Source organism: Helicobacter turcicus (assembly GCF_019711685.1).
GTDB lineage: Bacteria > Campylobacterota > Campylobacteria > Campylobacterales > Helicobacteraceae > Helicobacter_D > Helicobacter_D turcicus.
The window spans coordinates 218,793-230,436 of the sequence record NZ_JAIGYQ010000002.1 but is presented as its reverse complement, the minus strand read 5'-3'; the positions used below and the strand labels follow the sequence as shown (position 1 = coordinate 230,436).

General features: G+C 34.7%; 10 protein-coding genes. All 10 read left to right on the top strand.

The features are described from left to right. Positions 1-888: 888 nt before the first annotated feature. The 10 genes from K4G57_RS02705 (at position 889) to K4G57_RS02665 (ending at position 11,627) form a co-directional block, all read left to right on the top strand. A complete protein-coding gene (locus K4G57_RS02705; RefSeq protein ID WP_221531444.1) occupies positions 889-1,167 on the top strand; it encodes a type II toxin-antitoxin system RelB/DinJ family antitoxin in 279 nt (92 codons plus the stop codon). Then, positions 1,164-1,286 (top strand): hypothetical protein, encoded by a 123-nt coding sequence (locus K4G57_RS09210; RefSeq protein ID WP_283249666.1) that lies wholly within the window; start codon positions 1,164-1,166, stop codon positions 1,284-1,286. Before K4G57_RS02705 ends, K4G57_RS09210 begins: the two co-directional genes overlap by 4 nt. Before the next feature lie 201 nt (positions 1,287-1,487). After that, the gene (locus K4G57_RS02700; protein WP_221531445.1) at positions 1,488-3,026 is read left to right on the top strand and encodes a type I restriction-modification system subunit M; all 1,539 of its coding nucleotides are present in this window, start codon (positions 1,488-1,490) and stop codon (positions 3,024-3,026) included. 307 nt (positions 3,027-3,333) lie between these two features. Next, positions 3,334-3,537 (top strand): hypothetical protein, encoded by a 204-nt coding sequence (locus K4G57_RS02695; protein ID WP_221561793.1) that lies wholly within the window; start codon positions 3,334-3,336, stop codon positions 3,535-3,537. 113 nt (positions 3,538-3,650) lie between these two features. After that, positions 3,651-5,024 carry a DNA phosphorothioation system sulfurtransferase DndC gene (gene dndC / locus K4G57_RS02690; protein ID WP_221531447.1) on the top strand — a complete coding sequence of 458 codons (1,374 nt, stop codon included), beginning with the start codon at positions 3,651-3,653 and terminating at the stop codon, positions 5,022-5,024. Next, a complete protein-coding gene (locus K4G57_RS02685) occupies positions 5,024-7,021 on the top strand; it encodes an AAA family ATPase (RefSeq protein ID WP_221531448.1) in 1,998 nt (665 codons plus the stop codon). The genes dndC and K4G57_RS02685 overlap by 1 nt, the downstream gene beginning before the upstream one ends. Before the next feature lie 9 nt (positions 7,022-7,030). After that, entirely contained in the window at positions 7,031-8,530 is a 1,500-nt protein-coding gene (locus K4G57_RS02680) for an FtsK/SpoIIIE domain-containing protein (protein ID WP_221531449.1), read from the top strand. A gap of 273 nt (positions 8,531-8,803) precedes the next feature. Next, the gene (locus K4G57_RS02675; RefSeq protein ID WP_221531644.1) at positions 8,804-9,601 is read left to right on the top strand and encodes a DNA-methyltransferase; all 798 of its coding nucleotides are present in this window, start codon (positions 8,804-8,806) and stop codon (positions 9,599-9,601) included. Continuing rightward, complete coding sequence (locus K4G57_RS02670; protein WP_221531645.1) at positions 9,601-10,386, top strand: DNA-methyltransferase; 786 nt, start codon at positions 9,601-9,603, stop codon at positions 10,384-10,386. Before K4G57_RS02675 ends, K4G57_RS02670 begins: the two co-directional genes overlap by 1 nt. Then, a complete protein-coding gene (locus tag K4G57_RS02665) occupies positions 10,383-11,627 on the top strand; it encodes a restriction endonuclease subunit R (RefSeq protein ID WP_221531450.1) in 1,245 nt (414 codons plus the stop codon). The genes K4G57_RS02670 and K4G57_RS02665 overlap by 4 nt, the downstream gene beginning before the upstream one ends. The last annotated feature ends 17 nt before the right edge of the window (positions 11,628-11,644 follow it).

Below are 11,644 nucleotides of genomic sequence, written 5' to 3'. Positions count from 1 at the left end.
AACACACGTTCCTTACATGCAAAAAGTTCTCCCCCAAACAAACACAGAAAAATCACTAAAAACCGCAACTTATCCTCCCTTACCTATTACTTTTTCTTGATAAATTTAGGCTTTTCCTTGCATAACCCAATTCCCATTTGCAAAGAGTTTTATTTTGATTTTAAAACTTAAAATTAACACATATAAAATAAATTTTACTTTTTTAAAGAAACTTATATAATCCTTTTATGAAAGCATTTGCACTTTTAGAATTTTTAGTTTTTATGGTAGTAGTCTTAAACAAAATCATAGTAAAAACCCGCAAAATACACACAATTATTCCTATGAATCTGTAACTTTTTGTAACAAAATATCTTCAAATTGCATTTTAGATTCCAACATTCCTCCCCTTACTCCACTTTTTGAAATCAATGCTACCAAAGCCTATTAAATGCCAAAAAACTTAAAAAGAGATTTAAACGCGCACATTTTATGGTTTGCCAACTTGCTTCCTTTTCTCTCTTTTTCTCACACCATGAAGCGAGCGAGAATGTGGAGTTTCTAAGTTCTCTTTTTGTGCGGAGGGGGATTTTAAATTGTGAATAAGTCTGTATATATTGTCTTGCGTGTTCTATCGGTTGGTATTTAATACATTGCATTGCATAAAATACAAATTTAAAATTAATGTTGTCATATTTGCTAGTGGAATCCTCACTAGCAAATATGACAAAAAAGGGGGATTCTTCGCTTACACTCAGAATGACAGGGAGGGGGAGCTCAAGAATGATAAAGGGTGTCTTAGTATGACAAAATGAGTTTTGGAATGACAAGGGGGGCGTGATGACAAAAGGCAGGATTTACTCTAAATAAAGTATAATAGCCATTCAAAACCATACAAAAGGATAGAAAATGACTTCAGTTGTGCAATTTAGAATGGATAGCAGTGATAAAGAGATTTTAGAAATAATGCTTAAGGATATGGGGCTAGATTTAGGCACAGCCTTTAGAATGTTTGCCGCAAAGGTGCTTAAAACTGGTGAGATTCCCTTTAGCGTAAGTAGCGAAATAGACCCAGACACTATTGAGACAGAGGCAAACAAGAGAGCCTATAAAAAAGCTATAAAAGAGCTAGAGAGAGGTGAAATAATAAGCCACGAAGAGCTTAAAAGGGAGCTTGGAATCAAATGAATTATTCCTTAGGATATAGCAAGGAAGTAAAGAAATTCCTACAAAAGCACCGCGACTTAGCCCCTAAAGTCATCAACGCACTAGAGCAAATCGCACAAAATCCTTACGCAAACACGTAGGATACTAAAAGACTGCAAGGCACACAAAATCGCTATCGCTTAAGGATTGGCAAATATAGAATCCTTTATGAAATAAAAGAAAAGGAGATTATTATCTATGCATATGATGCAGAATCTAGAGGCGATATTTATAAATAAAATACAGGAAGTTAAATAGAATCCTTAACCCACAAATAAACCAATAACACAAAGGAGAAAACAATGAAAAGCGTAGAACAAAGAGAGGAACTCCATAAAACAATATGGAAAATCGCAAATGACTTAAGAGGAAGTGTCGATGGCTGGGACTTCAAAAGCTATGTTTTGGGATTTTTGTTTTATTACTTTATCAGTGAGAAGCTCAAAAATAGCATTGATGAATTACACAATACAGACTATGAAGCCCTAAGCGATGAGGAGGCAGAAAATGGCAAGGAGACTATATTAAACGCCTATGGATTTTTTATCAAACCTAGCGCTTTGTTTTCAAATGTGCTTAAAAATGCTGATTTAGAGAAACTCAATGAGACTTTAAGCGGATATTTTAAGGAAATCCAAGCAAATAGCAAAAATTATGAAAGCTCTAGGCAGTTTGAGGGGCTTTTTGCAGATATGGATTTATATTCTAATAAGCTTGGTAACTCCAATAGTGAGCGCAATAAAAAAATTTTAAGCATAATGCGAGCCATTAAGGATTTAGAGCTACATTATAATGAAAATGAAATTGATGTCTTTGGCGATGCGTATGAGTATTTAATGAAAATGTATGCAAGCAATGCGGGGAAAAGTGGCGGGGAGTTTTTCACCCCTCAAGAAGTAAGCAGACTTTTAGTTGAAATCACACTTTGCAATAACGCTAAGCCTAATAAGGTCTATGATCCAGCATGTGGAAGTGGATCACTACTCTTGCAATATAAAAAGATTTTGAAAAAAGACCCGAAATTAGGTTATTTTGGACAAGAAATCAATATCACCACTTATAACCTTGCAAGAATGAATATGCTATTGCATAATGTGGAATGGACGTGTTTTGATATAGCACACGGCGATACTTTAACAAAGCCTGATGAAAAGCACAAACAAACCGAACCCTTTGACGCAATCGTTAGCAATCCTCCTTATAGTATCAAATGGGAAGGCAAAAGCAATGCACTTTTAATTAATGATGAACGGTTTTCTAAGGCGGGGGGTTTAGCTCCTGAATCAAAGGCTGATTTAGCTTTTGTAATGCACACTCTCTCTTGGCTTAGTGAGAAAGGCTCTGCGGCAATTGTCTGCTTCCCGGGTGTGATGTATAGAAGCGGTGCGGAGCGGGATATAAGAAAGTATTTGATAGAGGAAAATTTCGTTGATTGCGTGATAGCTCTTGCGCCTAATCTTTTCTTTGGCACAGGCATTGCGGTGTGTATCTTGGTATTACGAAGAAATAAGAGGGACGATAAGGTTTTATTCATCAATGCCCAAGAGGAATTTATCAAAGTAACGAATAAAAATATGCTTTCACCGCAGAATCTAGAAAAGATTTTAAAAACCTACAAGGCAAGGGATAATGAATCGTTTTTAAGTGCGCTCGTGCCAAAAGAGCAGATTGTTAAGAATGACTACAATCTAAGCGTTTCTAGCTATGTAGAGGCAAAGGATACGAAAGAAGTGATTGATATAGCCTTTCTTAATGCGCAGATTAAAGAGATGCTAAAAACTCAAGTAGCTTTAAGAACACAAATTGATGCAATAGTCGAGGAACTTGAGAATATAGCTTAATGCTTTAATTAAACTATCAAAGAATTTTTTGGGTAAAAATAAGTTTGTCATATTGAGCATTTGAAAAATGCGAAATATCTCATTAGATTCTTCGCTACGCTCAGAATGACAAAAAATTAAGATATTTTGCTAACGCTCGTGCAATCAATTTCACCCTCACTAGCAAATATGACAAAGACAAATTTAATCTAAATTATATGCTAAATAATACATAAGCTAATTAATAGTATAATACGCGCCTTCAAAGCACTTTATAGGCTAAAATACAGAGGGAAAAGTGAGAGAATGAGAAAACACGAGGCAAATAATGAAAAATATCATACTTAAAGCCTTATCTCTGTCTTTGTTGCAAAAAATGGGCTTGGCTTCCTTTCACCTCTTTGATATTCGTAGCACTCAAGCCTTTTTAAGTGCGCATTTACAAGGCTCACTCCACGCACAAAATGAAAAAGAAATCATAGAATTTTTAGCGCATTTAGGGGGGGGGGCAATAGTTCTAAGCCTCTTTTAATCCTTTGCTTTAGTGCTAAAAAATCTAAAGCCCTAGCCCAAAGCTTAAGCCAAAACCAAAACTTTCTCTCACTTTACCCCTTAAATACCATTTACTATTTAGATTGTGGAATAATGGAAGCCTTTGACAATGGCTTTAGCCCTATCTCAAATTCGCAAAATCCTAAAAGCTCACACATTTGCTCTACTTTAGAATCGCTAAAGAGCAAATTCCTCGCCTCAAAACGCACTTGGGTTGTGGCTTTTAGCGGGGGTAAAGATTCTACTTGTGTGTTGCAACTTGTCTATGAAATGCTTGTATCTTTACCACAAAGCCAAAGGCGGCAAACCTATGCTATCGCCTCAAATACGCTTGTAGAAGCCCCGCATATTGATAGATTTTTAAAAGAAGTAATAGATTCTATTAATACGCACGCTAAAGAAAACAAAATCCCTTTTGAAATCTTGCAAGTAAGCCCAACGCTTAAAGATGACTTTTGGGTAAATCTCATTGGTAAGGGCTACCCTAGCCCAACGAGGACTTTTAGGTGGTGCACCGATAGGCTTAAAATCACTCCAGCCAAAGCAGAGATTGCTAAAATCACGCAAAAATATGGCTCGGCGCTTTTGATACTAGGCTCAAGAAAAGCAGAATCTAGCAATCGTAAAAAATCCATAGAAAAGCGCATCTTAAACGAAGAGGGCTACTCGCAACATCACGACTTTCCAAACACCCTTACCTTTTCGCCCATAGCAGAATGGAGCACTGATGAAGTCTGGGCGTATCTTAGCACGCACAAGCCTCTATGGGAGAAAGACCATAGCGAGCTATTTTCACTCTATGCTAAGGCAAGTGGCGAGGAGTGTCAATTCATCACGGATTTAAGTCAAAGCAGTTGTGGTGGCTCACGATTTGGCTGCTGGGTATGCACGGTGGTAAATGAGGATAAATCAATGCAAGGGTTTATAGAATCAGGCGAGGAGAATCTTAAAGCTTTGAATGCATTTAGGAATTACATTAAAGATTTAAGGGAGGATTGCAATGCGAGGGCGGACTACAAACGCGATGGCAAGGCGGTGTATAAAGTCGGGGGATTAGGACCATTTCTAAGCCATATTCGCATAGAGATTCTAAGCAAGCTTTTGCAAGTGGAGCGGGAATTTATGCAAAATGGCGGTAGTTGGCTGATTTCAGATGCGCAGATTGATGCCATACAAAAGCAATGGAGTAAAGACTTTGATTTTGAAAACAAAGCAATACAACTCGCACAGGAGGTAGGCAGAATGAAAGATGAGAACTTAGAGAAAAGCAAGGTTTTACACAAGGAGCTTTTAGCAGAGGTCGCAAATGATGAGGTGGATTCTAAAGAGCTTGAGAATCTCATTGGCACTTGTATTGATATTTATAATACCACAGGTTCAAGGGGCAAAAATAATGCTTCAAACAAGATAAAAGAAGAGATAAAAAAGCTTGTAGAGGATAAAACAAGCAAGCAAAGGGAGGCATAATGTTTATTTCAAAAATCACCATTTGCAATCTTTTTGCTTACTATGGACAAGTAGAAGTGGAATTTAAAAAGTGTGAGGGCAGGAATCTCTACTGCATTTATGGCAATAATGGCTTTGGTAAAACGAGCTTTATCCGCTGTGCGAAATTGCTTTTTTTGGGTGTGGGCGTGAAAGAGGCGGAGATTCCAAATGTCATTAAAAGGTTTGCGCCTCGTATTCTATCTGCTAAAAAACTGCTTAGAGGGGATTCAAACTCTTGGGCTGGAATCTTAAATAAAGCAGCGATAAAAGAGGGTTTAGAGGAGTTTTTTGTCTCTTTTGAGGGGACTTTGGGAGATAAAAATTTCACTCTCACCCGCACTTTTAAAAATGTCTATGGAGAGATTGAGGAAGAATTAACATTGAATCTTGATAGAGAAACTTTAAAAGATGAAAAAGCACAAGAGAGAATCGATACGATTTTGCCTCCAAATTTGACAGAATTTTTCTTTTTTGACGGCGAGGAATTAGGAGAGCTTAGTAATAATTTACGCGAAGAATTTCAAGGAAAAATTGAGGAAATACTGCAAATTAAGCCTTTAGATACGCTCATTAAACAGATTCAAAATCATAGAGAAGACTTAATAAAAAATGAACAGGAAAATAAAGAACAACGGAACACGCTTGAAAATGCAATGCAAGATAGAAAAAAATGTGAGAGAAACTTAAACTACAACAAAGAGCGACTTAAAAATATTGAATATTTTATTGAGCAAAAGGCTCATCAAATAAGGCAAATACAAAAAAAGATTGAAAAACTAAGCGCAGATTCTAGCAAAGAGCAAGCAGAGCTTATTAGTGAAAAAAATGAGCTTGATAAGGAACTTGTTTCTTTAAAAGAGCGATTAAAAGAAAGCATAAAAAGTGTGATTTTTGTGAGCAATGAAGTGCTTTTACAAGATTTGAAGGCAGAAATACAAAAATTGCAATCAAGTAAGTCCGCAAGTGATATTGAAGTATTTAAAAGGCTTTTGCCTGAATTTAAAGCATTTATGAATGCAGAGCTTGAAAATAGTGAAATCTTTAAAGTGCTTGATATAAAAAGCATAGAAGATATTATGGATAAATTTCCAAATAGACTAGAACACAAAGGATTTAGCAATTCTTTTATCATGCATAATATGCTACCTTGTTTAAGAGAATCTTTAGTAAGGCTTGAAAATGTAAGTTTGGCACAAGATATAAAAGATATAAAAAGCACAAAAAATAAACTCATGCAAGTTAAAAATGATATAGATGTGCTAAGCAGTGATGATAGCACAAGAGAAAAACAAAAGGCACTCAAAGAGGAAATGGGTGCATTAGAGAGTGAAAAGTCCCAAGAGGAACAGAAAAAAGAAGATATCAAAATAAGCTTAAGACATTTAGAAATACAAAAAGAACAACTTGATAGAGAGATTGATTCCTTAAAACAAAAGATCAATACAGAACGCATTGATAATAAGCTAAAAATTCTAGAATCTTTGCAAAAAAGTATAGAGCAGTATAGAAAAAAACTTAACAATACACTAAGAGATGAACTACATTTGCTCATTTTGCAAAATTATCAAAAGCTTTTACCTAACGACAATATCAAGGAATTGAGCATTAGTGAGGATTTTGAGATAAAGCTTAAAGATGAAAATGATGAGCAAATCATTATAGAAAATCAAAGCAGTGGGCAAAAGCAGATTCTAGCGATTGCGATTTTTTGGGCTTTAAGCAAGTTATCAAACTCTAATCTACCGCTTATCATTGATACGCCATTAAGCAGGATAGATAGGGAAAATAGGGCGAGAATTATACAAAATTATTACGCAAGTAATGCACAAGTGATTATTTTGCCCCATAGCGGAGAAATGGGAGAGAGGGAATACGAATATGCAAAACCTTATCTCGCAGAGCTTTATAGGATAGATAATAAAGCAGATAGAAAACACGCTACTATCAAAAATGCAAGAAAAGAAGAGATTTTATAAGGAGAGAAAATGGCAGATTTTAATACAAATCACCACGAAGAGCTTTTGATAAATAGGATAAGAAAAGATGGATTTGGCTTCAAAGAAGAAAATGAATTTCCAAAATATTTTATTTTAAGAGTGGCTCTAGCTTGGGCATTAAATGCGCCTTTTTTGCCATTAGAATCTAGAGATTGGGAGCGCAAAAGATTAGAGGGCGATAAAGGCAAAGAATACCATTTAGAACAAATCACAGGCAAAGGCAAGGATAAAAAAGAAGATTTTGATTTACTCATTCGCTCAATGCTCTATATCAAACACAAGGAGGAGTTAGATAGAGATAAAAAAGACATTTTCAGCGATGAAAAAGAATATTTAAAGATTCTAAATCGCTATATCCAAAGGGGACTTTATGAGCTTGATAATACTTATAAATTAAGTGATTGTTTTTATCAATGGTGTTTAGATAATTTGCATTTATCCCCCACACAAGAAAAGCAGACAAAAGAAAACCCCAAAAGCAATGATGAAGGCTATTTTTCTAAATTGCAAGATTATTTTAAAAGGCAAGGCATTGGCATTAGCTTAATGAATGAAGAAGATTCCTATCGGCATCATATTTGTAAAATTGAACTTTTGGATTCTACTAAGATTCAAGCCTTTAAATCCAAAAGTCACTATCTTGATGATGAGCTAGGAGAAAGTGTTTATATTGAGCAAATTAAGGGCATAAGCAGGGCATATAGTTTGCAGATTACAAAGCCTAAAGAACAATGGCGCAATCTTGGTTTGAACGAATTTAAACAAGGCTTAAAGGATTTAAGTAAGCAAAACTACGTACTTGGTATTTTTGCTGGAATGAGTGTGGATAAAAAGCCTTTTTGTTTTGATTTACAAACTACTCCGCATTTGCTTGTGGCAGGCACAACAGGGAGTGGAAAAAGTGTGCTTTTAAAAAACATTATTTTGTGTTTGTTGCGTAATCAAAATATTGAAATTTCTATCATTGACCCAAAGGCTGGAGCGAGCTTTAAGGAGTTTAAAGATATCAAAAATATAGAGATTTTTACCACACAAGAAACAAATGAATGCGTGGAAAAGTTTATTAAAGAAATGGAATCGCGTTATGAGAGAAATGCCAAAGGCGAGGGCTTTGAGAGTATGCCTTATAAGATTTTAGTCGTAGATGAGTTGAGTGACTTAATAAAGCAAGATAAAGAAATTGAAACGCTTCTCATAAGATTAGCCCAAAAGGCAAGAGAGGCGAGGATTCATCTTATTTTAGCCACGCAAAGACCAGATTCTGCGACCTTTAGTGGAAACCTGCGCACCAATGTGCCTAGTCGCATAGCCCTAAAGGTAGGAAAAAGCACAGAATCTAAAATCATTTTAGATGAAACAGGTGCGGACAAGCTCACAGGCAATGGCGATATGCTTATTAAATTAAGTGAAGGTGGCGCATTGCAAAGGGTTATTGGCATATACCTTGGAGAAAAAGAGATACAAAATCAACTAAAAACTATGCCTTGAAGCTTAGGATTTCTTTAAAATTTTAGTGCGCAAATTAAGTTATAATCTGGGCTTTCAAGGTTGATATTCTAAAATCTAAAAGAGCTTATGCTAGAAAATCTTAAGCCTTTAAATATATTTATTTGAATCTTTAAAAATGCCCAGCTTTTAATTACATTGAGGTTGATTATTTAGATTGTGTATAATACATTTTTTGTTGCGGAGAAAATAATGACACAAAGCTTAAGCCTCTATAAACCCTATAACCAAGTCTTTTATAAATCTAGCACCACAATGCAAGAATTGCAAGATTCTAGCGTGGATTTAATCATCACTTCTCCGCCTTACTTTAATATCAAAGACTACTCCAAAAATGGCTATCAAAACGCGCAACATTCAGAATCTAACAAGGAAGATTTAGGAGCGATTGATAACTATAAAGAATACATCAATGGCTTATTGCAAGTTTGGATGGAATGTCATAGAGTGCTTAAGCCAAATGGCAAACTTTGTATTAATGTGCCTTTAATGCCTATGCTTAAAAAACAGCTAAATACACATTACAATCGCCATATTTTTGATTTGCAAAGTGATATTCAGCAAAGTATTTTAGAATCCACATCTTTTTATTTACTTGATTTGTATATTTGGAATCGCACCAATACAACAAAATCGCTAATGTTTGGAAGCTATCCTTATCCACGCAATTTTTATGCGCAAAACACAAGTGAATTTATAAGTATTTATGTTAAAGATGGCAAACCAAATAATAAGATTCCAAAAGAAATCAAAGAGCAAAGCAAACTCACTCAAGAAGAATGGATAGAATACACAAAACAAATTTGGAATATCCCCATTCCAAACAAAAGCGATAGTGCTTTTGGGAAACATTCAGCCATTATGCCAGAAGCAATTCCTTATCGCCTCATTAAGCTTTATTCTTTTGTGGGCGATGTGGTGCTAGACCCATTTGCTGGGAGTGGGACGACATTAAAAGTTGCTAAAGAGCTTAAAAGAAATTATATAGGTTATGAACTCTACACGCATTATAAAAGCGTGATAGAATCTAAACTGCAAGCAAACTTATTTTGATGAAAGCTACTGCCTTGCAACTCAATACAATTTATATACAAGACTGCTTTAGCTTTTTACAATCCTTAGAAAATGAAAGCATAGATTTAGCAATTATTGACCCACCTTATAATCTTAAGGTGGCGGATTGGGATAGCTTTAAAAGTGAGCAAGAATTTTTAGATTTTAGTTTTGCTTGGATTGATTTAATGTTGCAAAAAATGAAAAAAAGCGGGAGTTTTTATATTTTTAACACCCCTTATCATTGTGCTTTATTTTTGCATTATTTGCAAGGTAAGGCGGTGTTTCAAAACTTCATTACTTGGTATAAAAAAGACGGCTTGAGTTACACAAAAAAGAAATTTGTAAATAATCAAGAATCTATTTTGTTTTACACAATGGATTCTAAGGATTATTATTTTGATTACGATTCTGTGAGAATACCTTATAAATCTACCCAAAGAATAGCCCACGCTAGAGAAAAAGGAATCTTAAAGAATGGTAAGCGTTGGTATCCTAACAAAAAGGGCAAACTATGCCCTGATGTATGGGAGATAGTAAGCCAGAGGCATAAGCAAAAGCTAAATGGCAAAACACAAAAGCTTAACCACCCAACACCAAAACCAAAAGAAATGATAGAGCGAATGATTAAAGCAAGCAGCAAAGAGGGGGATTTGGTATTAGATTTATTTGCTGGAAGTGGCACTACAAGTAAAGTAGCTAAAGAATTTGGTAGAAATTACATAGGCTGTGAATTGAATAGTGGCTATTTGGATTCTAGTTTGGAGATAAGGGAGAGTAAATGACACAGATTTTACAAGATATTTTAAATATAGACACAAGCAAAGAGTGTATAAAGTTTCTAGTCAAAAGGGTGCAGAGTGAAAATTATCGCGGAGTGCAAATCTCACAACACAATCGTTACACACAAAAAGAAATCCTTATCATTTTGCAAGAAATTTATAGTCTTTGTGGAGAGAATTATTTGCAAATTCGCACCACAGATTTAAGTAAGCGACCTCAAAATATCAATGGAGAAGAAAAGTATGCGAAACTTACGCATAATATAGCTTCAAAAATTGGACGTTGCACACAAGATTCTTTACGAAAAAATATTTTTGTAGATATGCACAGAATGGGTTTAATCAATAGATTTAATGCTAAGAAAAAGGCTTTAAGTCCTTTTGAGAATGGAGTTAAAAAATATATTGCTTTAACCCAACTCGCCATAGAGTTATTATCAGCTAAAGATATTTTCACACAGAATATTCTTTATACAAGAGCTTTAGAATCTTTAATGAATGGTTTTGGTGAAGAGATTTTACAAATCATATTAGAACTTAACAAGCCCTATCTCACAATCTATGAATTACTCTTTTTTGGCACTTTTGTTTATCAAACATTGGATTCTCATATTTATGAGCGCGTAGAAATTATAGGATTCATTAAAGAGTTTCGCTCTTTAAGCAGATTTTCTCAAAAACTTTTAATAGAAAAAATAAAAGCCTATTGTAACCCCTTAAATTTTAGTGGTGATAAGACACAAAAAAGGGATTTTCATAATTGGATAAACGAAACACAACAAATTTTAACCCTTTTAGCACAAATGGCATATTTTGAGTGGAACAAAAAAGAGCAAAAACTTTATATACGCGTAGGTAAAGAAGGCATTTATGACAATAGCGCAAAACTTAAACGCTCTTTGGCGCAAAAACAATATTATTTTACGCAACACAAAATTACAAAAACAAAAGGCTTTGAACTTCACCATATTGTGCCACTCTGCTTTGCAAAAAATCGTTTGGAGTTTCAAATCTTTGATAATTGGCAAAATCTTGTTTATATTGACGCCTATTCTCACGCACAAATTACGCAGAATAATAATGCAAATGTGCTTTTAAGCTTTGAGGAGAATGACGCAATTTTTACAGACTTTAATGATAATAAAGTGTGCTGTAAAAATAATACAAATATTAAATATGACACAGACAAACAAAATCTTATGCTTGCATATAATCAACAACTTTTATTTGCAAAAGAAACTTGAAATTTTAAAGGAATTCC

Coding starts and splice junctions, on each gene's coding strand:
- K4G57_RS02705 (WP_221531444.1), top strand. CDS start 889: ATGACTTCAGTTGTGCAATTTAGAATGGATAGCAGTGATAAAGAGATT.
- K4G57_RS09210 (WP_283249666.1), top strand. CDS start 1,164: ATGAATTATTCCTTAGGATATAGCAAGGAAGTAAAGAAATTCCTACAA.
- K4G57_RS02700 (WP_221531445.1), top strand. CDS start 1,488: ATGAAAAGCGTAGAACAAAGAGAGGAACTCCATAAAACAATATGGAAA.
- K4G57_RS02695 (WP_221561793.1), top strand. CDS start 3,334: ATGAAAAATATCATACTTAAAGCCTTATCTCTGTCTTTGTTGCAAAAA.
- dndC (WP_221531447.1), top strand. CDS start 3,651: ATGGAAGCCTTTGACAATGGCTTTAGCCCTATCTCAAATTCGCAAAAT.
- K4G57_RS02685 (WP_221531448.1), top strand. CDS start 5,024: ATGTTTATTTCAAAAATCACCATTTGCAATCTTTTTGCTTACTATGGA.
- K4G57_RS02680 (WP_221531449.1), top strand. CDS start 7,031: ATGGCAGATTTTAATACAAATCACCACGAAGAGCTTTTGATAAATAGG.
- K4G57_RS02675 (WP_221531644.1), top strand. CDS start 8,804: ATGCAAGAATTGCAAGATTCTAGCGTGGATTTAATCATCACTTCTCCG.
- K4G57_RS02670 (WP_221531645.1), top strand. CDS start 9,601: ATGAAAGCTACTGCCTTGCAACTCAATACAATTTATATACAAGACTGC.
- K4G57_RS02665 (WP_221531450.1), top strand. CDS start 10,383: ATGACACAGATTTTACAAGATATTTTAAATATAGACACAAGCAAAGAG.